General features: G+C 65.7%; 26 protein-coding genes. 24 read left to right on the top strand and 2 right to left on the bottom strand.

Translation table 11 applies throughout. From position 1 onward, the window contains the following. Positions 1 to 57: 57 nt before the first annotated feature. The 7 genes from BTO20_RS28550 to BTO20_RS28520 all read left to right on the top strand — a co-directional run bounded on the left by BTO20_RS28550 (position 58) and on the right by BTO20_RS28520 (position 8,446). On the top strand, positions 58 to 2,142 hold the full coding sequence (locus BTO20_RS28550) for an alkyl/aryl-sulfatase (protein WP_232490888.1): 2,085 nt from the start codon (positions 58 to 60) through the stop codon (positions 2,140 to 2,142). Positions 2,143 to 2,186: 44 nt separating this feature from the next. Continuing rightward, complete coding sequence (locus tag BTO20_RS28545; protein WP_157680342.1) at positions 2,187 to 4,757, top strand: LuxR C-terminal-related transcriptional regulator; 2,571 nt, start codon at positions 2,187 to 2,189, stop codon at positions 4,755 to 4,757. Between the two features lie 116 nt (positions 4,758 to 4,873). Then, the gene (locus tag BTO20_RS28540) at positions 4,874 to 5,398 is read left to right on the top strand and encodes an NUDIX hydrolase (RefSeq protein ID WP_087079296.1); all 525 of its coding nucleotides are present in this window, start codon (positions 4,874 to 4,876) and stop codon (positions 5,396 to 5,398) included. A gap of 56 nt (positions 5,399 to 5,454) precedes the next feature. Further along, positions 5,455 to 6,879, top strand: coding sequence for an NAD(P)/FAD-dependent oxidoreductase (locus BTO20_RS28535; RefSeq protein ID WP_087079295.1), 1,425 nt, complete (start codon positions 5,455 to 5,457; stop codon positions 6,877 to 6,879). Next, positions 6,876 to 7,205, top strand: coding sequence for a cupin domain-containing protein (locus BTO20_RS28530; protein WP_087079294.1), 330 nt, complete (start codon positions 6,876 to 6,878; stop codon positions 7,203 to 7,205). The genes BTO20_RS28535 and BTO20_RS28530 overlap by 4 nt, the downstream gene beginning before the upstream one ends. A gap of 246 nt (positions 7,206 to 7,451) precedes the next feature. Continuing rightward, positions 7,452 to 7,718: a hypothetical protein gene (locus tag BTO20_RS28525; RefSeq protein WP_087079293.1), complete on the top strand. Its 267-nt coding sequence runs from the start codon at positions 7,452 to 7,454 to the stop codon at positions 7,716 to 7,718. Positions 7,719 to 7,798: 80 nt separating this feature from the next. Continuing rightward, on the top strand, positions 7,799 to 8,446 hold the full coding sequence (locus BTO20_RS28520; RefSeq protein ID WP_232490887.1) for a TetR/AcrR family transcriptional regulator: 648 nt from the start codon (positions 7,799 to 7,801) through the stop codon (positions 8,444 to 8,446). Positions 8,447 to 8,451: 5 nt separating this feature from the next. On the opposite strand, the gene BTO20_RS28515 is transcribed toward BTO20_RS28520, so the two are convergent. After that, positions 8,452 to 9,153, bottom strand: a complete 702-nt coding sequence (locus tag BTO20_RS28515; protein ID WP_087079291.1) for a TetR/AcrR family transcriptional regulator — start codon at positions 9,151 to 9,153, stop codon at positions 8,452 to 8,454. Between the two features lie 54 nt (positions 9,154 to 9,207). On the opposite strand from BTO20_RS28515, the gene BTO20_RS28510 reads away from it, so the two are divergent. Then, the gene (locus BTO20_RS28510; RefSeq protein WP_087079290.1) at positions 9,208 to 9,879 is read left to right on the top strand and encodes a DUF2306 domain-containing protein; all 672 of its coding nucleotides are present in this window, start codon (positions 9,208 to 9,210) and stop codon (positions 9,877 to 9,879) included. Here the strand turns inward: BTO20_RS28510 and BTO20_RS28505 are convergent. Next, complete coding sequence (locus BTO20_RS28505) at positions 9,845 to 10,396, bottom strand: TetR/AcrR family transcriptional regulator (protein WP_087079289.1); 552 nt, start codon at positions 10,394 to 10,396, stop codon at positions 9,845 to 9,847. The two genes, BTO20_RS28510 and BTO20_RS28505, sit on opposite strands and share 35 nt — an antisense overlap. A 72-nt stretch (positions 10,397 to 10,468) precedes the next feature. Here BTO20_RS28505 and BTO20_RS28500 point away from each other — a divergent pair, with 72 nt between their 5' ends. From BTO20_RS28500 to BTO20_RS28420, 16 genes are all read left to right on the top strand, one after another. Then, the gene (locus BTO20_RS28500) at positions 10,469 to 11,704 is read left to right on the top strand and encodes an MFS transporter (RefSeq protein ID WP_232490886.1); all 1,236 of its coding nucleotides are present in this window, start codon (positions 10,469 to 10,471) and stop codon (positions 11,702 to 11,704) included. A gap of 111 nt (positions 11,705 to 11,815) precedes the next feature. Continuing rightward, positions 11,816 to 14,167 carry an arylsulfatase gene (locus BTO20_RS28495; protein ID WP_087079287.1) on the top strand — a complete coding sequence of 784 codons (2,352 nt, stop codon included), beginning with the start codon at positions 11,816 to 11,818 and terminating at the stop codon, positions 14,165 to 14,167. Positions 14,168 to 14,193: 26 nt separating this feature from the next. Further along, the gene (locus tag BTO20_RS28490) at positions 14,194 to 15,072 is read left to right on the top strand and encodes a formylglycine-generating enzyme family protein (RefSeq protein ID WP_087079286.1); all 879 of its coding nucleotides are present in this window, start codon (positions 14,194 to 14,196) and stop codon (positions 15,070 to 15,072) included. A 197-nt stretch (positions 15,073 to 15,269) separates the two neighbouring features. Continuing rightward, positions 15,270 to 15,416 carry a hypothetical protein gene (locus tag BTO20_RS39970; protein ID WP_087079285.1) on the top strand — a complete coding sequence of 49 codons (147 nt, stop codon included), beginning with the start codon at positions 15,270 to 15,272 and terminating at the stop codon, positions 15,414 to 15,416. Between the two features lie 34 nt (positions 15,417 to 15,450). Continuing rightward, complete coding sequence (locus BTO20_RS28480; protein ID WP_087079284.1) at positions 15,451 to 16,572, top strand: YeiH family protein; 1,122 nt, start codon at positions 15,451 to 15,453, stop codon at positions 16,570 to 16,572. A 199-nt stretch (positions 16,573 to 16,771) separates the two neighbouring features. Next, positions 16,772 to 17,140: a 50S ribosomal protein L14 gene (gene rplN / locus BTO20_RS28475; protein WP_087079283.1), complete on the top strand. Its 369-nt coding sequence runs from the start codon at positions 16,772 to 16,774 to the stop codon at positions 17,138 to 17,140. Then, complete coding sequence (rplX, locus tag BTO20_RS28470; RefSeq protein ID WP_029369081.1) at positions 17,141 to 17,458, top strand: 50S ribosomal protein L24; 318 nt, start codon at positions 17,141 to 17,143, stop codon at positions 17,456 to 17,458. It begins immediately after the preceding gene. Between the two features lie 2 nt (positions 17,459 to 17,460). Beyond that, a complete protein-coding gene (gene rplE, locus BTO20_RS28465) occupies positions 17,461 to 18,024 on the top strand; it encodes a 50S ribosomal protein L5 (protein WP_029369080.1) in 564 nt (187 codons plus the stop codon). 4 nt (positions 18,025 to 18,028) lie between these two features. After that, positions 18,029 to 18,214 (top strand): type Z 30S ribosomal protein S14, encoded by a 186-nt coding sequence (locus BTO20_RS28460; protein ID WP_062827996.1) that lies wholly within the window; start codon positions 18,029 to 18,031, stop codon positions 18,212 to 18,214. A 328-nt stretch (positions 18,215 to 18,542) separates the two neighbouring features. Then, on the top strand, positions 18,543 to 18,941 hold the full coding sequence (gene rpsH, locus BTO20_RS28450) for a 30S ribosomal protein S8 (RefSeq protein ID WP_029369016.1): 399 nt from the start codon (positions 18,543 to 18,545) through the stop codon (positions 18,939 to 18,941). 12 nt (positions 18,942 to 18,953) lie between these two features. Then, on the top strand, positions 18,954 to 19,493 hold the full coding sequence (gene rplF, locus BTO20_RS28445; protein ID WP_064946109.1) for a 50S ribosomal protein L6: 540 nt from the start codon (positions 18,954 to 18,956) through the stop codon (positions 19,491 to 19,493). A 2-nt stretch (positions 19,494 to 19,495) separates the two neighbouring features. Beyond that, positions 19,496 to 19,909, top strand: coding sequence for a 50S ribosomal protein L18 (gene rplR, locus BTO20_RS28440; protein ID WP_064946108.1), 414 nt, complete (start codon positions 19,496 to 19,498; stop codon positions 19,907 to 19,909). Positions 19,910 to 19,934: 25 nt separating this feature from the next. Then, on the top strand, positions 19,935 to 20,603 hold the full coding sequence (rpsE, locus tag BTO20_RS28435) for a 30S ribosomal protein S5 (protein ID WP_018601820.1): 669 nt from the start codon (positions 19,935 to 19,937) through the stop codon (positions 20,601 to 20,603). 2 nt (positions 20,604 to 20,605) lie between these two features. Then, on the top strand, positions 20,606 to 20,788 hold the full coding sequence (gene rpmD, locus BTO20_RS28430) for a 50S ribosomal protein L30 (protein ID WP_018601819.1): 183 nt from the start codon (positions 20,606 to 20,608) through the stop codon (positions 20,786 to 20,788). Continuing rightward, positions 20,785 to 21,228 carry a 50S ribosomal protein L15 gene (gene rplO, locus BTO20_RS28425; RefSeq protein WP_083166388.1) on the top strand — a complete coding sequence of 148 codons (444 nt, stop codon included), beginning with the start codon at positions 20,785 to 20,787 and terminating at the stop codon, positions 21,226 to 21,228. Before rpmD ends, rplO begins: the two co-directional genes overlap by 4 nt. A gap of 215 nt (positions 21,229 to 21,443) precedes the next feature. Continuing rightward, positions 21,444 to 23,114 carry an FAD-binding dehydrogenase gene (locus BTO20_RS28420; protein ID WP_087079282.1) on the top strand — a complete coding sequence of 557 codons (1,671 nt, stop codon included), beginning with the start codon at positions 21,444 to 21,446 and terminating at the stop codon, positions 23,112 to 23,114. The last annotated feature ends 28 nt before the right edge of the window (positions 23,115 to 23,142 follow it).

Raw genomic sequence — 23,142 nt, 5'->3', positions numbered from 1 at the left:
CCGTGCGCCCCGCGATTTGAATGGAATTGCCCGGCGCAATCGGCATAATCCGTTTGTATGAGTCGACATCCGAACGTGCAGGACCAGAGTGGGGAAAACCGTGCGCGGCTGCCGCGGCGCAAGGTGCTGGGGGGACTGGCGGCCGCGGGGGTCGCCTCCACTCTGGTGGCGGCCTGCAACGACAAGACCGGGGGCAACACCTCGTCGGGCGGCGGCGGGGGCGGACAGATCACCACCGACAACACCGTCAAAGGTGCCACGGAGGCAACCAAGGCGGCCAACAAGAAGGTGATGGATTCGCTGCCGTTCAACGAGCGCAGTGATTTCGAGGACGCCAAACGCGGCATGATCGCGCGACCGGACACCCTGACGATCAAGGACGCGAACGGCAACGTCGTGTGGGATCTGGAGGAGTACAAGAAGTACATCGCCGACGACAAGCCCGCGCCCGACACCGTCAACCCGAGTCTGTGGCGCAATGCCCAACTGTGCATGGAATACGGGCTCTTCGAGGTCGTTCCCGACAAGATCTACCAGGTACGTGGTTACGACTTGTCCAACATCACCTTCATCAAGGGCGACACGGGATGGATCGCCTACGACACCTTGATCTCACCCGAAACGGCGAAGGCTGCACTCGATCTGGTGAACGACAAGCTGGGTGGCCGGCCCATCGTCGCTGTCATCCACAGTCATTCCCACGTCGACCACTATGGCGGTGTGCGTGGCATCATCAACCAGGCCGACGTCGACTCCGGCAAGGTGAAAGTCATTGCACCGCAGGCCTTCGTCGAAGATGCGGTGAGCGAGAACGTGATCGCGGGCAATGCCATGTCGCGGCGTGCCGTCTACATGTACGGCGCACTGCTACCGCGCAATGTGCAGGGCGGGGTGAACGGCGGCCTCGGCATGACGGTGTCCACCGGTGTGCCCAGCTTGATCATCCCCACCGACATCATCACCACCACCGGTCAGAAGATGACCATCGACGGTGTCGACATGGAGTTCCAGATGACGCCCGGCACCGAGGCGCCCACCGAGATGAACACGTTCTTCCCGCAGTTCAAAGCCATGTGGATGGCGGAGAACACCACCAACACCATGCACAATCTGCTGACCCTGCGTGGCGCGCAGGTGCGCGATGCCCGTATCTGGGCGAAGTTCCTCGACGACACGATCCGGGTCTACGGTCCCAACACCGAGGTGAAGTTCCAGAGCCACCACTGGCCCATGTGGGGCCACGACAAAATCATCGACTACTGGAAACGCCAGCGCGACATGTACAAATACATGCACGACCAGTCGGTGCGGTTGATGAACGAGGGACTCGTCGGATCCGAGATCGCCGAGGAGATGCAGTTTCCGCCCGAGCTCAACAACTTCTGGCCCGACCGCGGCTATTACGGCACGCTCAAACACAACACGAGAGCGGTCTATCAGCGGTATATGGGCTGGTACGACGGTAATCCGTCAGACCTCGACGATCTACCTCCGCAAGCGGCCGCCAAGAAGTACGTCGAGTACATGGGCGGTGAGGACGCCATCCTGGAGAAGGCCAAGAAGGACTTCGACGACGGCAACTACCGCTGGACGGCGATGGTGCTCAAGCAGGTGGTGTTTGCCAACCCGGACAGCGTGAACGGAAAGAACCTGCTGGCCGACAGCTACGAGCAGATGGGCTATCAGGCCGAGTCGGGGCCGTGGCGCTCGGTATACCTGCAGGGCGCATACGAGTTGCGCAACGGGGTGCCGACCGCCGGTGGTACCGACACCGCAAGCCCCGACACCATCGATGCCATGCCGCCGGAGATGATGTTCGACTACCTTGCGGTTCGGCTCAACGGTCCCAAGGCCGCGGGGAAGAAGATCGCGCTCAACGTCGATTTCACCGACCTCAAGAAGCAGTACGGCCTCACGGTGGAAAACGGCGTGCTGAACTACTCGGACGGGTTCCTGCCGCAATCGGATGCCACGCTGAAGCTGACCAAGGCCACGATGAACGATATCCAGCTCGGCAAGGTGACGCTCGCCGATGCCATATCGGCGAACAACGTGGCGCTCGAGGGCAACCGGCAGTCGGTGGACGATTTCGTCGGCCTGCTCGACACATTCAATCTCTGGTTCAACATCGTGACGCCGTGAGCCGTTACTAACGGCCGTGAAAATAGCCCTTATACTTCACAGCCGTGCAGCCAACCGGAACCTCAGCCATGCACCCCGTGCCGTGGTTTCTGGCCACCACTCCGTCACCAAGCTCGGACATGTTGCCGCGCAATGCAGTTGCGGACATTCTGGAGGCGCATCTCGGCGGCATGAGGTCGGTGTTCGTGGCCGCACCGTCGGGATTCGGCAAGACCGTTGCGGTTTCGCAGTGGGCTGCCGGGCACCGGTGTGTGGCACCCGGTTCGGTTGCGTGGCTGACGCTCACCGAGCGGGTCAACGGTAGCGGCGATGTGCTGCGCGGAATTCTGACCGCCCTGCTGAGCGCGGCGCGCGAACGCGGTGATGAAGCCCTGGCCCTGGCCGTGTCCGGGATCTTCGAATCGGCGTCCTACGGCGCCGGTGTCGCAGCACTGCGGGCCCTGGATCATCCCCGGATTGTCCTCGTCGTCGACGACTACCAACTGGCGCGGGACCGGTGGCCGGATGCCGACGTCGTGGAGTTCGTCGAGAACCGTCCGCCGTGGCTTCAGTTCGTCATGATCACCACCGATCCGGTAGGCCCGGCATGGTCGCGACTGCGCGTGCATCACAAGGTCGCGGTGATCGGCTCCGCCGAACTGGCTTTCACCCGCGGTGAAGTCGAAGCGCTCGTGGCGGCGCGTGGTGACGCCGCCGATGTCGACCGCATCATGGCCGCCACCGACGGGTGGCCCGGCGCGGTCCGACTGATTCTCGTCAGCGGTGATGACACCGAGGCCTTCACACCCGGCAGCGATCTCACCGACTACATCAGCACTGCGGTACTCGGGCGGCTTCGTCCCGACCTGGCCGCCTTCGCGCTCAAGGCGACGGTGTGTTCGCGGGTCGATGAACAGCTTGCCGCGACGCTGTCAGGTCGGACAGACAGTGCGGCACTTCTTAACGATTGCGTCGCCGCAGGCCTGTTCATAGAACGTATCGGCGCCGGGGAAAGCGCCGTATACCAGTGGCATTCGCTGTTCGTCCGGCACTGCCGGGAGATCCTCCGGCGAGCCGACCCCCAAGAGTGGTTGCGACTCAACCAGATCGCCGCACGGGAGCTGGCGCAGCGGTATCCGCTGGACGCGGTCGACCACGCGATCGTCGGCGGTGATCGCGCGGGCCGCGACATCGTCGCCGATCACTGGCTGGAGTTGCTGCTCCAATCCCGCTCCACCGCATTGGAGCAGGCGTGTCTACGGTTGACCGAGGCCTTTGGCGAGGATCCCGAGATCCTGATGATCCGTTCCAGCTGCCGGGCCATGGCAGGCGACGACGTCATGGCGACGCTACTGCTCAACCGCGCCGCGGCGATGCCGTCGGCGTCACGACGGACGCGGTTCGTCGCCGACCTCACACAACTTCTGGTGTCCGACGACCGCGAGGCCATGTCGGAGGCGGCGGGCCGGGTCGAGGTCGCCCTCACCGATCGCGATGTCGTCACACCCCGGGTGTATGCGTGTGCGTTGTTCGTCCTCGGCTGGGCAGATTCGCGCTTGCGCCGCGGTGCGACGCGCGGTTCAGAGTTGCTCGAGGCGGCGATGAACGAATGCGCCGCTTTGGGCCTGCCGGAGGTGGCGCACCGGGCTCGGCAGAGCCTGGCCTTCGCGCTCGCCCATTCGGGCGAGAGCACCCGCGCGCAGTCGGTGCTGCAACGTGCGGTGGTGCGAGCCGAATCCACTCCCGAGCTGTGGCTCTCGCACGATGGCGACGGCATCGAACGATTCACGGCCGGGTGGATTCACTTCTGGCGCGGTGAGATCGCCTCGGCCGTCGAGTATTTGATCCCGGCGAGCGCCGCCGCCGGAGTGGGCTACCCGGACACGTCGCGGATGTTTCTGGCGTTCAGCGCGGCGACGCTGCGCGACGACGATGTACTCGCCACCGCTGAGATCGCCGTCGGCCGCATGCCGGACGCGGATACCCACGGGGTGCCCTGGGTCAGCTACAAGACCGCCGGCCGGGCACGGCTGGCAGAAGCCCGCGGTGATCATCGGCTTGCGCTCGAGCTGGCCGCGAGTGTGCTCGATTCCCAACATGTTCCGATGGTCTCGGCCGTGATGTCGGGTATGTGCCGTCGTCTCGGTGTCCTCCCGCTGGCGATGCGCCTGGCACAGCAGGCGTTGGAGCCGCAGGTCCCCGCCTACATCGCAGCGTATGCGCTGAGCACCCTGGCGTATCTGGATTGGCAAGAGGGACAGGCAGACTCCGCTCACAAGCGGATGGAAGAGGCGATCTCCGTTGCCCGTCCAGAGCGGGTGCGCTATCAATTCGTCGACAATCCTGACCCGGTGTGCCGGGAGTTGCTCGCGGCGCATCTGTCGTACACGTCCTATCCGGACTTTGTCGAAGAATCACTGCTGCAGTGTGAGCGGGCGGTTACCGACGGCATACCGGCGGCGTTGACGCCCCGCGAACAGGAACTGCTGGCCTTCCTGCGGACGCCGATGACGATGCAGGACATCGCCGAGAAGATGGGGGTGTCGGTGAACACCCTCAAGACGCATCAGCGGGCCATCTACCGCAAGCTCGGTGCGACAAACCGTCGCGAAGCCATCAAGCGTGCGGGGCGCTAAATGTTCCCGGCGCGAGCAGTCCCCCGCGAGCAGTCCCCCCGCGAGCAGACATGTAGGTCCGCAAAGCGCGGCGTGTCGCGTACCGCCACGTCTGCTCGGCGGGAAAGGTGACGCACATGAGCGAGGAACTCGTGACGGTGTACGACGCCGAGGGCAATGCCACCGGCGCTGCCGCGCGGTCGCGGGTGTACGCCGAAGGACTCTGGCACGGCAGCGCCGGGGTGCTGGTCCGATCGTCCGATTGCAGGCGCATCTACGTGCACCGACGCACTCCGACCAAGGCGGTGTTCGCCGGTATGCACGACTGCCTGGCCGGCGGTGTCATCGACCCCGGTGAGACACCGCTGCAGACCGCGACCCGCGAACTGCACGAGGAACTCGGCATCACCGGGGTACCGTTGACGCCGCTCGCGTCGGCGGCATGGGACGGGCAATGGGCCGGAAAACCCATGCGGTGTCACGTGTTTGCGTTCGAGACGTACTGCGACGGCCCGATCCGGCACCAACCCGAGGAGATCAGCGCCGGCTGGTGGTGGACAGACGACGAGCTCGCCGCCCACCTGGCCGATCCGGACTGGCCGTTCGTGCCTGACACGCGGGTGCTCATCCCGCAGCTGCTGCGCTTACGTCAACACCCTTGAGCTAATGGTGCCGATGCTTCTTACTGGGTGGTACCTCACCATTCAGGAAGAGTCCCGTGCGCACCGTTTTCGAAAAGAACAGGCCCGCTGTCGGCCTCGTCGATCGCTCACTGGCAAACACCGTATTGCAGCCATTCTGGCTGGATGACGTGCAGGCCCATCCCGGCTACCCGACGTTGACCAGGGCAGCGACGCAGTATGACCTTGTCATCGTCGGCGGCGGATACACGGGTCTGTGGTCGGCGCTGCTGGCCAAACAGCGTGACCCGGGACTTCGGGTCGCCGTGCTGGAGGGGCAGACGATCGGCTGGGCAGCCTCGGGTCGCAACGGCGGTTTCGTCGACGCATCGCTCACCCACGGCGCCGAGAACGGTCGCAGCCGGTGGCCCGAAGAGATGGAGGCCCTTGAGCGGCTGGGCATGGAGAACCTCGACGGCATCGAGAAGACCGTCGATACGTTGCGTCTGGACTGCGACTTCGAGCGCACCGGGTCCATCTCGGTTGCGGTAGAGCCCTACCAGGCCGACGAATTGGCGGCCGCGCCGCTGGGACCGGGGCAGGTGTACCTGGACCGGCAGGCCATGCGTGCCGAGGTCGCTTCGCCCACCTACCTGGCCGGCGTGTGGTCCAAGGACACCTGTGCGCTGGTTCATCCCGCCAAGCTCGTGTACGAACTCGCCCGCGCTGCAGCTGAACTCGGCGCGGAGATCTACGAGCACAGCAAGGTTTGTGGACTCGGGCAGGACCGTCGTGGAGGACCGCTGACCGTACATACTGAGCGTGTTTCGGTGCGGGCCGACCGAGTGATCCTGGCAACCAACGGTTTTCCGTCATTGTTGAAGCGGTACCGCTACCACACCGTGCCGGTCTACGACTACGCGCTGATGACCGAACCGCTCTCCGAAGCGCAGCTGGCGGATATCGGCTGGCGGCATCGGCAAGGCATCGGTGACATGTCGAACCAGTTCCACTACTACCGAATGTCCAAGGACAATCGCATCCTGTGGGGCGGGTACGACGCCATCTACCACTTCGGCGGCCGCATCCGGCCTCAGTACGAGGACCGCGACGCCACCTACCGTCGACTGGCCGGTCACTTCTTCACGACGTTCCCGCAGCTGGAGGACGTCGCGTTCACCCACCGTTGGGCCGGCGTGATCGACACGTCGACGCGCTTCTGCGCCTTCTTCGGGTCCGCGTACGGAGACCGGGTCGGATACGCCGCCGGGTTCACCGGGCTGGGCGTGGCGGCAACACGTTTCGCCGCCGAGGTGATGCTCGACCGGTTCGCCGGCACGCCGACCGCGCGCACCGAACTGGGGATGGTCAAGTCGCTGCCGCTGCCGTTCCCGCCAGAGCCGTTGGCATCAGCCGGGATTCAGGCGACGCGCTGGTCGCTCGACCGTGCCGATCACCGGGAAGGCCACCGCAACGTCCTGCTGAAGGCGCTCGACTCCGTGGGTTTGGGGTTTGATTCGTGAACGAGTGCGTCAACGCCCACGCTGTGGCGCTCGACCACACCCCGCTTCCTGGCGAGGCCGTGGTGAGCGGTGCGCCGACAACGGCATACCGCGATCTGATCTCTCTGTCGAACGTGACCATCGGTGTGTGGGAACACACGCCCGGCGTCTCGCGCGACATCGAGACCGATGAGGTGTTCGTGGTTCTCAGCGGTGACGCGACCGTCGCCTTCGACGACGGCTCCCCGGCCATCGACCTGCATCCCGGCAGCGTTGTCCGGCTTCACGCCGGGCAAGGCACCACCTGGACGGTCCGCGAGACGCTGCGGAAGGTCTATGTGGCTTGAGGCGTCGGTAGCACTGGAATTCGTCGCCACGAGTGTGAATTGGCTGCGAAATCCGGCGCTCAAACTCGCAGCGGGTTCACGCTCGCGGTAGGTGTGGGTGCCGCAGTGCTTACGTCTCGGATTGCAGCCACTGGGTGGCTGCAATCCACGGCGTAACGTGTGGTTCGGACGAAGTAACACAACGCGTTTGACGCCAGGGCTGTCACGGGTGCTTCCGCGCGACCCTCAGGTCGAAAACGGTGAGCCATGTCGTGTGGGCCGGTTATCTCGACCGCCAACCTGATGCGCGATGTCCGCTGGCCGGCAACAGTGTCGCTACCGGGCGGCCGCCGCATCGACGCGCGATCCACCGGCGAGGGTCGCCGCGACCTCCCGAACCTGAGCCCGTCCGGCGCAGCGGACATTGCGGTGTCTCCTCGTTTCGATGCGGTGCGCGGCGGTGATATGGCCTCCGATTGCGATTTGTTGCGGGCCATGACACAGCAGCGGCGCAAAATGGAGCAAGTGCGTTGACATAAGCGAGGGCGGTGCGGATGGGCCGAACATTGAAGTCCGAGTCGCCTCGGCGGCGACGACGCCAGACGAACCAGGGTGTGCTGCTCTCTGAGCAGGTCATCGTCGAGGCCGCGTTGCGGGTGTTGCAGTACCACGGCGCTGCCGGTCTGACCGTCCGACGCCTCGGCGTCGCGCTGGGAGCCGATCCGACCGCCCTGTACCGCTACTTCCGTGGTATCGAAGACGTGGTGCTGGCCATCACCGACGAACTGCTGCGACGGGTGGTCGAGGGTTGGGAACCCACCGGCCAGTGGCGCGAGGATATGCGGGCACTCGGGCTGCGCGTGCACCGCGTCTACCTCGAACACCCGCAGGCCGGGGTGCTCGCGGCGAGCCGGGTTACCGGAGGCCCTTACGAGATCCAGGTCATCGAAACGGTTTTGGGGCTGCTACGGGCGGCCGGATTCCCCGAGCCCGAAGCCGTCGACGTGTATCACGCCTTCATCGACCAGATGCTGGGGTTCGCCGCACTCGACGCGGCGTTCGAGGCGCTGCCCGCCGAACATCGCCAGCGCGATGACAGCAAGTGGCGCGACACCTATGCCCGGCTGCCCGCCGAGACGCACCCGAACATCGCCGCCACCAGTCGGCTACTCGACGAGTCGATGCGACGGAGCGGGTGTGAACCGGCTCTGGACCTCCTGCTCGACGGCATTGCCGCGCGGCTGAGGACTTATGTCCGATAAGCCGATCAGCGGGTCTGCGCGGCGATGCCGTCGAGCAGTTGGCCGAGGCCGGAATGGAATTCGGTGAGCGGTCCGTCGTCGGCCTGATCGAACACGCCGGCGTCGACGGCGGCTGCCAGTGCGGGGAACCGGGACGGGTCCACCAGGCGGCGTAGTAGCGCCGGATAGGCACGATCGTCGACCACGCGCGCTTCGATGGCCAACGCCGCCGAGCCCCGTGTGAACACCAGCACGGCGATGACGGCCGTGAGCTTCTCGCGTTCGGTCAGGCCCGTGCGGGACAGCGCGGCCAGACCGGCGTCGAGCCATGCGAGCTGTCCGGGATCGGCAGGCGGTCCGGCGGAAGCGGTCTGCAGGATCCAAGGGTGGCGATGGTAGACAGCCCATAACTCGTGAGCCCAGTTCGTCAGTGCGGCACGCCAATCCGTGCCCTGCGGCGGCGACGGCGGCGGGCCGGGGCCGGCAGCGAGCATGAATGTCACCAGTTCGTCTTTGTTGGCCACGTGCCGGTACAGCGACATGGTGCCGCAGCCGAGCCGTTCCGCCAGCCGTGCCATGGACAGGGCTGCCAACCCGTCGGAGTCGGCCAGTTCGATCGCCGCCGCGACGATCGCCTCCCGGCTCAGCCCACGTGACCGGCGCGGTGTCGGGTCCTGTTGCCAGAGCAGGCGCAACGCCCGGGGGAGTGGGGGATCTGAGGCGGCCATCAACGCTCAGAGTAGCCAGTGACATCCTGTTGCGTATGCAATACGCTTTTGCGTATGACATACGCATCGCCCTTCTCGACGCGGTTCGCCACGGCGCTGGCAGTGATCGTGGCGGGATTTCTGGCGTATTCGCTACCGCCGTATCTGTCCGGAGGCACGCGCGTGCCGTCCACCTTCGGGCTGCATTACCCGCTCCTGGTCGCGCATGTATTGCTCGCCGGTGTGGCGATGGTGTGCGCGGTGGGCCAGATCTGGCCGGGGCTGCGGCGTCGTCACCCGAAGGTGCACCGCCGAACCGGACGCGTCTACGTCGCGACGGCGATTCCGGCTGCCGTATGCGCCATAGTGATCGGCGCCGCGACGCCGTTCGGCCCGATCCTGGCGGTCAGCGACGTCGCCCTCGCGGCGCTGTGGCTCTGGTTCACCGTCGACGGTTTCATCGCTGCGCGGCAGCGTCGGTACACGGTGCACCGCCGCCAAATGTTGAGCAGTGCGACGCTGGCATTCTCGATCATCACCAACAGAATTTGGACGCCCGTGCTCTACGTCTGCTTGGAACCGTTGCGCGACAGCGTCTTCGGTGGCAACGAGGAGAAATATGTCTGGCTGGTCGCGGGCGTGGGCGCTTGGTTGGGCTGGACGATACCGCTGCTGGCGCTGCGGGTGTGGCTGCGGCGGCAGCCGGTGGCGATCACTGATCGATCGGCGCGGTTGAGCCGGCCGTGATCTGATCGATCACGGCCAGCAACCCGTCGTCCTGCTCGGTGGCGGCCAGGTGACCACCGAGGGCGCGATGCAAGGCGCTGAAGTAGAGACCGTCGCCCATCAGTTTCACCGCGCGGGCCACGTTGCGGTCGCCGAGCGTCTCATGCAGGACGTTGAGCCAGTCGGCCGACACCGTCTCGATGACGGTGCGAGCGCGATCATCACCGGCCTGCTGCAGCCGGGACACCGCAACCACGGCCCGGTCCAGCGGCGTGCCCGCGTAATGCGATGTGCGGATGTAATAGCGGGCCGGACCCTCCGGGGCGGTGCGCATCCGTTGTACGTCTTCGGCGGCCAGGGCGAGCAGACGATCGCACACTGCGCCGGCGAGGCGGTCCTTCGACGGGAAGTGGTACAGCAGGCCGCCTTTTGACACACCCGCCTTTGCGGCCACCGCGTCGAGAGTGGCGTAGCGCTCGCCTTCGACGGCAAGAAGGTCCTCATAGGCGTCGAGGATGCGGTCCCGCGACGAAGCCATTCCCAGAGCTTACGACAGCGGCATTTACTGTACCGTCTGGACGGTATAGTGATGTCCCGTCACGGTGGTCAAGTGAGGGAGTTGGTGATGCGGGCGTATCGCGACGTGGTCCTGATGCCGGGCGTGTTGAACATGACTGCCTCCCAGCTGTTCGCCCGCTTGCCGCTCGGCATGCTCAACCTCGCGATCCTGCTCCACGTTCAGGCCATCAGCGGGTCCTATGCGCAGGCCGGGGCCGTGGTCGCAGGTGTCAGTGTGGGGGAGGCGCTGGCCATGCCCGTCACCGCCCGGATCGCCGGACGCGCCATGGTGGCGACGCTTGTCGTCGCGGCCCTGGCGAACGGCGCGGCGATGTTGGCGCTCGCGTTCGCCGGTGCCTCCGTGGCGCTGTTGATGGTGCTCGGGTTGCTCATCGGCGCCACCGTGCCGCCGTTGATGCCGGTGGTTCGGGCGCTCTACCCACAACTGGTTGCCCGTGACGCGGTTCGGGTGTTGTTCGCACTCGACACCACTGCGCAAGAACTGATCTGGGTCATCGGCCCGGTGGCCGCCACGTTCCTCGCGTCCACCCTTTCCACGGTCATCCCTCTGGTCGTATCCGCGGTCGTCACTGTTGTCGGGACCGGCTGGTTTCTGCTCAGTGCCAAGCATCTTCGCCTGCCGGTGACGCCAAGATCGTCGGGATTCGGCCGGGTGATGGCCAACCGCACGGTCATTCTCGCCATGGTCGCCAGCCTGACGATGGTCGCGTCGTACATGGCTCTGGAAGTCGGTATCGTCGCGCTGCTGGGCCGCACCGGCATCACGGCCGGTCTCGCGGTCGCGGTGGCCAGCGTGGGATCGGTCATCGGAGGTTTGGCGTTCGGACACCGGCGATTTGGGCTTGTGGGCCTGGTGGCCGCATTGGCGATCGTGGCGCTCGGCACCGCCGTGTTCGGCGTCATCGACAGTCTCGCACTTCAGTTCTGTGCATTGTTCGTGTCCGGCTTGGGCTTTGCGCCGGCAATGTCCGCGTTGTACATCATGGTGTCCGCCGAGATCGCCGACCATGCGGCCACGGAGGCGTTCGGCTGGCTCAACAGCGCCGCGCTGGTGGGCGGTGCGGCCGGCACCGCCATCGCCGGTGTAGCGGCCGACACGCACGGCGCCGCCGGTCCGATCGTCGTGGCGGTGGTACTGGCGGTCGTCGCCGCGTGCAGCCCGATCGCCGCCCGGTTGACCGGTCCGCTGCGCGGTCTTGCCGGACAACCCGAGGCACGAACCGACACCGGTGATCCCTTGTGCCCGTCCGCGGCTTCTGGAGGTTGACAACGGGTTGTCGGCCTCGTCAGTTTCGCCGGCAACCCTCAGAGACCGGGTGTAATCTCCGGGCGATCGCCCTTATCGGCGCTGTATCGCCAACCGGGAGTGAGGCTCGCCATGGCTACCGACTTCAACGGCAAGATCGAACTGGACATCCGGGACTCCGAACCCGACTGGGGGCCGTATGCCGCGCCAACCGCCGATGAGAACGCCCCCAACGTGCTGTATCTGGTGTGGGACGACACGGGCATCGCGACCTGGGATTGTTTCGGTGGGCTGGTGGACATGCCCGCGATGAGCCGCATCGCCGAGCGCGGCGTCCGGCTCTCGCAGTTCCACACCACCGCGCTGTGTTCACCGACCCGGGCGTCCCTGCTCACCGGCCGCAACGCCACCACCGTCGGGATGGCCACCATCGAGGAGTTCACCGACGGCTTTCCCAACTGCAACGGGCGGATTCCGTTCGACACCGCACTGCTGTCGGAGGTGCTCACCGAGAACGGGTACAACACCTACTGCGTGGGCAAGTGGCACCTGACGCCGCTGGAAGAATCGAATCTAGCTGCCACCAAACGGCATTGGCCGTGCTCGCGCGGTTTCGAACGGTTCTACGGATTCATGGGCGGCGAAACCGATCAGTGGTACCCCGATCTGGTGTACGACAACCATCCTGTCGATCCGCCGGCCACGCCCGAGGAGGGCTATCACCTCTCGAAGGATCTCGCCGACAAGACTATTGAGTTCATCCGCGACTCCAAGGTGATCGCCCCGGACAAGCCCTGGTTCACCTACCTGTGCCCCGGAGCGGGTCATGCCCCGCATCACGTGTTCAAGGAGTGGGCCGACCACTATGCGGGGCGCTTCGACATGGGCTACGAGCGCTACCGCGAGATCGTGCTGGAGAACCAGAAACGCCTCGGCATCGTTCCATCCGACACCGAGCTCTCGCCGGTCAATCCCTACGCAGATGTCAAGGGCCCCAACGGTGAACCGTGGCCGGTGCAGGACACGGTGCGACCGTGGGACACCCTCAACGACGACGAGAAGCGACTGTTCAGCCGGATGGCCGAGGTGTTCGCCGGCTTCCTGTCCTACACCGACGCCCAGATCGGGCGCATCCTGGACTACCTCGACGAATCGGGTCAACTCGACAACACCGTGATCGTGGTGATCTCCGATAACGGTGCCAGCGGTGAAGGCGGACCGAACGGATCGGTCAACGAGACCAAGTTCTTCAACGGCTACATCGACACCGCCGAGGAAGGGCTCAAGTTCATCGACCGGCTGGGCTCACCGGACACCTACAATCACTATCCGATCGGCTGGGCGATGGCGTTCAACACGCCGTACAAGTTGTTCAAGCGCTATGCCTCCCACGAGGGCGGCATCGCCGACACCGCAATCATCTCGTGGCCCAACGGGATTGCCGCGCACGGCGAGGTCCGCGACAATTACGTGAGCGTCTGCGACATCACCCCCACGGTGTACGACCTGCTCGACATCACCCCGCCGGCGACCGTTCGGGGAGTTGCGCAGAAGCCGCTGGACGGTGTCAGTTTCAAAGTGGCGCTGGATAATCCGACCGCACCGACGGGCAAGGAGACGCAGTTCTACACCATGCTCGGCACCCGCGGCATCTGGAACAAGGGCTGGTTCGCCAACACCGTGCACGCCGCGACGCCGGCCGGCTGGTCCCATTTCGACGCCGACCGCTGGGAGCTCTTCCACATCGAATCCGACCGCAGCCAATGCCACGACCTGGCCGCCGAACAGCCGGACAAACTCGAAGAACTCAAGGCGCTGTGGTTCGCCGAAGCCGGCAAGTACAACGGGCTGCCGCTGGCCGATCTGAACATCCTGGAGACGATGACGCGCTGGCGCCCATACCTGGCGGGTGCCCGGTCGACCTACACCTACTACCCGAACACGGCCGAAGTCGGTCTCGGCGCAGCCGCCGAACTGCGTGGGCAGTCGTTCAAGGTGTTGGTCGAGCTGACTGTCGAGCACCCCGACGCCCAGGGGGTGCTGTTCAAGCAGGGTGGTGCGCACGGCGGACATGTTCTCTACGTCGCCGACGGGCGACTGCACTACGTCTACAACTTCCTCGGCGAGATCGAGCAGCACCTGGTATCGCCGGACCCGATCCCGTTGGGAAGGCACATCTTCGGCGTGCGGTACGCCCGCACCGGCACGGTCGAGAACAGTCACACACCGCTGGGCGACACGGCGTTGTTCATCGACGACGTCGCGGTGGCCGAACTGCCTGCCATGCGCACCCACCCGGGCATGTTCGCGCTCGCCGGGGGTGGCATCTGCATCGGGCGCAACACCGGTTCGGCGGTGTCGAAGAACTATCGCGGTCAGTTCGGGTTCACCGGCGGAACCATCGCCCGGGTCACCGTCGATCTGTCCGGGGAACCGTACGAGGACGTCGAAGCCACCCTGGCCCTGGCCTTCTGCAAGGACTGAGCCATCGGCGCGCCTACCCTGATCGCATGCTGACCGAACTTGTCGAACTGCCCGGGGGAGCGTTCCGCATGGGTTCGACGCGCTTCTACCCGGAAGAGGCCCCGGTGCACACCGCGACGGTCGCGTCGTTCGCGATCGAGAAGTACCCCGTCACCAACGCGCAGTTCGCCGAGTTCGTCGCCGACACTGGATATCTGACCATCGCCGAACGGCCATTGGACCCAGCGTTGTATCCCGGTGTGGCCCAACAAGATCTGTTACCCGGTGCGCTGGTGTTCCGGCCGACCGCGGGTCCGGTGAACCTGCGGGACTGGCGGCAATGGTGGGACTGGGCGCCGGGCGCGGACTGGCGGTACCCGTTCGGGCCGGACCGCGACGCCGGCCAACCTGAGCATCCGGTCGTTCAGGTGGCCTATCCCGACGCCGCGGCCTATGCCGCGTGGGCCGGGCGGCGGCTGCCCACCGAAGCCGAATGGGAGTACGCCGCCCGCGGGGGAGCCGACACCGTATACGCCTGGGGCGACGATGTCATGCCCGACGGTCAGTTGATGGCCAACACCTGGCAGGGCCGGTTCCCGTACCGCAACGACGGCGCGCTGGGCTGGACCGGCACGTCACCGGTGGGTTCCTTCCCCGCCAACGACTTCGGCCTCTACGACATGATCGGCAACGTCTGGGAGTGGACGTCGACGCGGTTCTCGGCCCATCACCAGCCCGGCGCGGCCCAGCCCGCATGCTGCCCACCGGCGGATGCGGATCCCAGCGTCAACCAGACCCTCAAAGGCGGGTCACATCTGTGCGCGCCGGAGTACTGCCACCGCTACCGGCCCGCGGCGCGCTCACCGCAATCCCAGGACAGTTCGACGACGCACATCGGTTTCCGGTGCGTCGCTTCGCGAAACTGAATCCTCTGCGAAAAAACGGCCCGAGAATCGCAGCAGGTTCACACTCACGGCACGCGCACGCGAGGAGCAAAGATCAGCCTGGGGGCGTGGCCCTGCCTAGATTCACCGCGATCCGATATGTAGGCCCGTACGCACCCGCGCGCCAGGATGAGCCGGCGTCGGCCACGTGCCGACAGTCCGACACGGAGGAGCGCACGGTGACAGAGGGAACACCCGCAGACAACGCTGCGGTACCCGAGCGGGGACTGTTGGCCCGCATCGGGTCCGACTGGTGGGCAACGATTCTCGGCCTCGCGGTGACCGCACTCGCGGTGGCCGGAGTGCTGCCGAAGATCCCGTGGTGAGAGGCCGAGGCGAGCGAACCGACGGGAGACAACTATGAGCACTGTTGCCGATCGTGACGTCGCCGAGGAGTCGGCGTCGGATTTCACCAGCAGGCGTCCCCTCGACTACCTGCCCGGCCTGCTGCTGCTCGTCGCGGTAGGGGTGGCAGGCAAATACGCCGAGGTGGGCTGGCTGGCCCTGGCTAAACATCAGCACTGGCGCGTGCCCGACATCGAATATGTCCTGTGGGCCATCCTCATCGGCCTGGTGATCACCAATACCGTTGGCCTGCACCGGATTTTCCGTCCCGGGGTGCTGACTTACCAGTTCTGGCTCAAGGTCGGCATCGTCGCGCTCGGATCCAGGTTCGTGCTCGGCGACGTGCTCAAGCTCGGCGCCACGAGCCTCGTGCAGATCCTGGTCGACATGACCGTGGCCGGCACCATCATCATCCTCGCCGCGCGCCTGTTCGGGCTGTCCGGCAAGCTCGGCTCCCTGCTGGCCATCGGTACCTCGATCTGCGGGGTATCGGCCATCATCGCGTCCAAGGGCGCCATCCGTGCCCGCAACTCCGACGTCAGCTACGCCATCGCGGCGATCCTCGCGCTCGGCGCCGTGGCGCTGTTCACGCTGCCGCCACTGGGGCATGCGATCGGGCTCACCGATCACGAGTTCGGCCTCTGGGCGGGCCTCGCGGTCGACAACACCGCCGAGACCACCGCCACCGGCTACCTGTTCTCCGATGAGGCCGGCAAGATCGCGGTGCTCGTCAAGTCGGTGCGCAACGCGTTGATCGGTTTCGTGGTGCTCGGCTTCGCGCTGTACTGGGCGTCCAAGGGTGAGGCTGACGAATTGGCTCCCGGCCTGCGGGCCAAGGCCGCGTTCGTGTGGGAGAAGTTCCCCAAATTCGTGCTCGGCTTCCTCGCGGTATCGGCGGTGGCGACGGCAGGCCTGCTGAGCAAGGGGCAGCTGACCAACGTCGGGAACATCTCCAAGTGGGCGTTCCTGCTGACCTTCGCCGGGGTGGGCCTGTCCACCGACATCCGCCAGATCGCGCGCACCGGGTGGCGTCCACTCGTCGTCTCCGTGATCGGGCTGGTCGTGGTCGCCGTGGTCTCGCTCGGCCTGGTGCTGCTGACCTCACGCGTGCTGCACTGGGGTGTGGGTGGCGCGTAGATTGACCCGGTAGCGACTGTGGGCCGGACCTGCAGCGATTTGGCGCCCTGCCCGAGCTCACCTACTATGTAGGGGTTGTCTTGGGTAGACCCTGGCTGATTGCTGTTCTGAGATCAGTCTGGCGTATTCATAGACAACAAAGACCGCGCACGTCCAGGTCGGAATCTGGCGTGCATAAAAACCCAGGTCAGGAGATCGAGTGATTCAGCAGGAATCGCGGTTGAAGGTCGCCGACAACACGGGTGCCAAGGAGATCTTGTGCATCCGCGTGCTCGGTGGCTCGTCGCGACGCTATGCCGGCATCGGCGACATCATCGTGGCGACCGTCAAGGACGCCATCCCCGGCGGCAACGTCAAGCGCGGTGATGTCGTGAAGGCCGTCGTCGTGCGCACCGTCAAGGAACGTCGTCGCGCCGACGGCAGCTACATCAAGTTCGACGAGAACGCCGCAGTCATCATCAAGAACGACAACGACCCCCGCGGCACCCGCATCTTCGGGCCGGTCGGTCGCGAACTGCGCGAGAAGAAGTTCATGAAGATCGTCTCGATGGCCCCGGAGGTTTTGTAAATGAAGGTCCACAAGGGCGACACCGTTCTGGTGGTCTCCGGTAAGGACAAGGGCGCCAAGGGCAAGGTCCTGGTCGCCTACCCGGAGCGCAACAAGGTCCTCGTCGAGGGCGTCAACCGGATCAAGAAGCACACCGCGCAGTCGCAGAACGAGCGTGGGGCCTCGTCGGGCGGCATCGTCACTCAGGAGGCGCCGATCCACGTGTCCAACGTGATGGTGGTCGACTCCGACGGCAACCCGACCCGCATCGGCTACCGCGTCGATGAGGAGAGCGGCAAGAAGGTTCGCGTTTCCAAGCGCAACGGCAAGGACATCTGACTATGACCACCGCAGAGAAGACCCTTCCCCGGCTCAAGCAGCGCTACCGCGAGGAAATCCGCGAGTCGCTGCAGCAGCAGTTCGAGTACGGCAACGTCATGCAGATCCCCGGCGTGGTCAAGGTCGTCGTCAACATGGGTGTCGGTGACGCCGCCCGCGACGCCAAGCTGATCAACGGCGCGGTCAACGACCTGGCCCTGATCACCGGTCAGAAGCCCGAGATCCGCAAGGCTCGTAAGTCCATCGCCCAGTTCAAGCTCCGCGAGGGCATGCCCATCGGTGCGCGCGTCACGCTGCGCGGCGACCGCATGTGGGAGTTCCTGGACCGGCTCATCTCCATCGCGCTGCCCCGTATCCGCGACTTCCGCGGCCTCTCGGCCAAGCAGTTCGACGGCACCGGCAACTACACGTTCGGTCTGAACGAGCAGTCGATGTTCCACGAGATCGACGTGGATTCCATCGACCGGCCCCGCGGCATGGACATCACCGTCGTCACCTCGGCGACCAACGACGACGAAGGCCGTGCGCTGCTGCGGGCGCTGGGCTTCCCCTTCAAGGAGAACTGAGCACATGGCAAAGAAGGCTCTGGTCCACAAGGCCAACAAGAAGCCCAAGTTCGCGGTTCGCGCGTACACCCGCTGCAGCAAGTGCGGCCGTCCGCACGCCGTCTACCGCAAGTTCGGGCTGTGCCGCATCTGCGTGCGCGAAATGGCACACGCCGGCGAGCTGCCCGGCGTGCAGAAGTCCAGCTGGTAACAACGCACTGACGGCAGCACCCCGCGACCCGGCCATCCGGGACCCGCGGGGTGCTGTTGGTGTTCGGGGCCAGCTATCGGAATTCGCTGGATTTGGCTCTGAGCTGCCGGTTGTCTACACTTGACCGGTTGCCTGTGGCTTTTGGCCCAGGCGAGTCGGTATGTGCCGCCCGTAGGTGTCACTACTGACGTACGACCCCTGACCGAACCCGGTCAGATACGGATGAACACTTCGCAGTAGGCCCACCGTGCGATGTGCCAGGCCCCTAGGGAACCGGCGCGAGCACGCTGTATGGGAACCGCAGCGGGAGAGGTTGATTGACGCTGTCATGACAATGACGGATCCGATCGCAGACTTCCTGACACGTCTGCGCAACGCCAACTCGGCGTACCACGATGAGGTGACCCTGCCCCACTCGAAGATCAAGGCGAACATCGCCGAGATCCTCAAGAAAGAGGGCTACATCTCCGATTACCGCACTGAGGACGCCCGCGTCGGCAAGTCCCTGGTGGTGCAGCTCAAGTACGGCCCCAGCCGTGAGCGCAGCATCGCCGGCCTGCGTCGCGTGAGCAAGCCCGGTCTGCGGGTTTACGCAAAATCCACCAATCTGCCGCGCGTTCTCGGCGGCCTGGGCGTGGCGATCATCTCCACGTCCTCGGGCCTGCTCACCGACCGCCAGGCATCTCGACAGGGCGTGGGCGGCGAAGTCCTCGCTTACGTCTGGTAGGGGGAAGCAGAAATGTCGCGTATTGGAAAGCAGCCGGTTCCGGTTCCCGCCGGAGTCGACGTGACCATCGACGGTCAGAACGTTTCGGTGAAGGGGCCCAAGGGCACCCTGGTGCTCGATGTCGCCGAGCCGATTGCCGTGTCGCGCAACGATGACGGCGCGATCGTGGTGGCCCGTCCCGACGACGAGCGGCGCAACCGCTCGCTGCACGGACTCTCCCGCACCCTGATCGCCAACCTGGTCACCGGTGTGACCGAGGGCTACACCCGCAAGATGGAGATCTTCGGCGTTGGTTACCGCGTGGTGGCCAAGGGCTCGAACCTGGAGTTCGCCCTGGGCTACAGCCACCCGGTTCTGATCGAGGCACCCGAGGGCATCACCTTCGCGGTGGAGACGCCCACGAAGTTCTCGGTGTCGGGTATCGACAAGCAGAAGGTCGGCCAGATCTCCGCGGTCATCCGTCGCCTGCGTCGCCCGGACCCGTATAAGGGCAAGGGCATTCGCTACGAGGGTGAGCAGATCCGCCGCAAGGTCGGAAAGACAGGTAAGTAACCATGGCTCCCAAAACTGTTACCGCAGAAAACGCAAAGCGTAAGCCGGTGGGCCAGAACATCTCTGAGACCCGTCGCAACTCTCGTCTGCGCCGCCACGCCCGGCTGCGCAAGAAGGTCGCCGGCACCGCCCAGACCCCGCGTCTGGTGGTCAACCGGTCGGCCCGGCACATCCACGTCCAGCTCGTCGACGATCTGGAAGGCGTCACCCTGGCGGCGGCCAGCTCGATCGAGCCCGACGTCCGCGCGGTGGACGGCGACAAGAAGGCGCACAGCGTGCGTGTCGGTCAGCTGATCGCCGAGCGCGCCAAGGCTGCCGGCATCGAGGCTGTCGTGTTCGACCGTGGTGGCTACACCTACGGCGGCCGGATCGCCGCGCTGGCTGATGCCGCGCGTGAGGGTGGGCTGAAATTCTGATGACTGTTAACGAGAGGACTGCATGATGGCCGAGCAGGCTGGCGCCGCTTCGGCGCAGGACAACCGTGGCGGTCGTGGTGACCGCGACGGCCGGGGCCGCCGCGATGACCGTGGTGGCCGCGGCCGCGGCGACGACCGTGGTGAGAAGAGCAACTACATCGAGCGCGTGGTCACGATCAACCGCGTGTCCAAGGTGGTCAAGGGTGGCCGCCGGTTCAGCTTCACCGCTCTGGTGATCGTCGGCGACGGTCACGGCATGGTTGGTGTGGGCTACGGCAAGGCCAAGGAAGTTCCGGCCGCCATCGCCAAGGGTGTCGAGGAAGCGCGCAAGGGCTTCTTCCGGGTTCCGCTGATCGGCGGCACCATCACCCACCCCGTGCAGGGCGAAGCCGCTGCCGGTGTGGTGATGCTGCGTCCGGCCAGCCCCGGTACCGGTGTGATCGCCGGTGGCGCCGCCCGCGCCGTGCTGGAATGCGCTGGGGTGCACGACATCCTGGCCAAGTCGCTGGGTAGCGACAACGCGATCAACGTGGTTCACGCCACCGTTGCCGCGCTGAAGCTGCTGCAGCGTCCGGAAGAGGTGGCGGCCCGTCGCGGTCTGCCCATCGAGGATGTTGCGCCGGCCGGCATGCTGCGGGCCCGACGCGAGAGCGAAGCGCTGGCTGCTGCAGCCGCGCGTGAGGGATCGGCATAACCATGGCAGAGCTCAAGATCACCCAGGTGCGCGGGATCATCGGCGCACGCTGGAAGCAGCGCGAAAGCCTGCGGACGCTGGGACTGAAGAAGATCCGTCAGTCGGTGGTTCGTGAGGACAACGCCCAGACGCGTGGCCTCATCAACGTTGTGCATCACCTCGTCGAGGTGGAGGAAGTCAAATGAGCGTTATCAAGCTTCATGACCTGAAGCCGGCTGCGGGCTCGAAGACCGCCAAGACCCGCGTTGGTCGTGGTGAGGGCTCCAAGGGTAAGACCGCCGGTCGCGGCACCAAGGGCACCAAGGCCCGCAAGAACGTCCCGGTGACGTTCGAGGGTGGCCAGATGCCGATCCACATGCGGTTGCCGAAGCTCAAGGGCTTCAAGAACCGCTTCCGGACCGAGTATGAGGTCGTCAACGTCGGCGACATCAACAAGGCCTTCCCGCAGGGCGGCACCATCGGTGTCGACGAGCTGGTGGCCAAGGGCCTGGTTCGCAAGAACAGCCTGGTCAAGGTTCTCGGCGACGGCAAGCTGACCGCCAAGGTCGACGTCACCGCGAACAAGTTCAGCGGCAGTGCCCGTGAGGCCATCACCGCTGCAGGCGGTTCGGTCACCGAGCTGTAACTGACGGTTGACGGCGCGCTGTAACTGACGGCTCGCCGTCGCGCGGTAAGTTTCGACGTGCAAAGGGCCCTCGCTTCGGCGAGGGCCCTTTTCCGTTGCCGCCCCATCCGCGATTGTGAATCCTCTGCGAGATCGCACGTGATTTCTCGCAGAGGATTCACGGTCGCGGTGAGTTCGTATTGAATACGGATACGAGCGGGACGGGAGGCGCGGCTGTGGATGCCGATGTGATCGTGGTGGGCGGGGGACTGGCCGGGCTGGTCGCCACCCGTGAATTGACCCGGCGCGGAAAGAAAGTCGCCGTGCTCGATCAGGAGAACGCCGCCAATCTCGGCGGTCAGGCGTTCTGGTCGTTCGGCGGCATCTTCCTGGTCGGCAGCCCCGAGCAACGCCGCATGGGGATCAAGGATTCGCTCGAGTTGGCGTGGAACGACTGGCAGGGCAGCGCCGCGTTCGACCGCGTCGACGACGAAGACGCCTGGGCGGCCCAGTGGGCCCGGGCCTACGTGGAGTTCGCCGCGGGGGAGAAGCGTGCGTACCTCTCCGAGCACGGCATCACCTTCGTGCCGACCGTGGGGTGGGCCGAGCGCGGCGATCTGCGCGCCGACGGTCACGGCAATTCAGTGCCCCGGTTTCACGTCGCATGGGGTACCGGCACGGGAATCGTTGAGCCTTTTGTGAATTCGGCTCTGGCTGCTGCCGGTGACGGGCTCGTCACATTCCATCACCGGCACCGTGTCGACGAGCTGGTCTTCACCGATGGTGCCGTCACCGGTGTTCGCGGCGTGGTGTTGGCCCCCGACGACGCGCCGCGCGGCGCCCCGTCGAACCGCGACGTCGTCGGGGACTTCGAGCTGAGCGCGCAGGCCGTCGTCGTCGCCTCGGGCGGCATCGGCGCCAACCATGAAATGGTGCGGCGCTACTGGCCGTCCCGCATGGGCACGCCACCGCGGTCGATGATCACCGGGGTGCCCGCCTACGTGGACGGTCGCATGCTCGACATCGCTGCCGACGCCGGCGTGCGCCTGGTCAACCGGGACCGCATGTGGCACTACACCGAAGGCATCCAGAACTGGAATCCGATCTGGCCCGACCACGCCATCCGGATCCTGCCCGGCCCGTCATCCATGTGGTTCGACGCCATCGGTCGGCGCCTGCCCGCGCCGTATCTGCCCGGCTACGACACCCTGGGCACCTTGCGTCACCTGCGTACCGATCCCGACATCGCCGGCCACGACCATTCCTGGTTCATCCTGACCCAGAAGATCATCGAGAAGGAGTTCGCGCTGTCGGGATCGGAGCAGAATCCCGACATCACCGGCAAGAACCGGACTGCGATGCTGCGCGAACGCCTGCTGAGCCGCTCGGCGCCCGGGCCGGTCGAGGCGTTCAAACGCCATGGCGCCGACTTCGTCGTCGCCGACGATCTCGAATCGCTCGTGGCCAAGATGAACGCGCTCACCGACGAACCGCTGCTGGACGCGAAAGCCGTCCGAGCCCAGATCGAGTCCCGGGACCTGCAATTCGCCAACCCGTTCGCCAAAGATGCTCAAGTGCAAGGCATCCGCAACGCGCGGCGCTACCTCGGTGACCGCCTGGCCCGCGTCGCCGCGCCACACCGCATCCTCGATCCGTCCGCGGGCCCGTTGATCGGCGTCAAACTGCACATCCTGACCCGAAAGACGTTGGGCGGCATCCAGACCGATCTGTCCTCGCGCGCGTTCGGAACCGACGGTCAGGCCGTCGCAGGGCTCTACGCCGCGGGCGAGGCCGCCGGTTTCGGTGGCGGCGGCGTGCACGGCTACAACGCACTCGAAGGCACGTTCCTGGGTGGCTGCATCTTCTCCGGCCGCGCCGCCGGGCGAGCGGCTGCCGAAGCGCTCTGATTTTCTCGCGAGCAGACGTGAAAGCTCT

This window comes from Mycobacterium dioxanotrophicus, from assembly GCF_002157835.1.
GTDB classification, from domain to species: Bacteria; Actinomycetota; Actinomycetes; order Mycobacteriales; family Mycobacteriaceae; genus Mycobacterium; species Mycobacterium dioxanotrophicus.
This window is presented reverse-complemented; position numbering and strand designations above follow the sequence as displayed.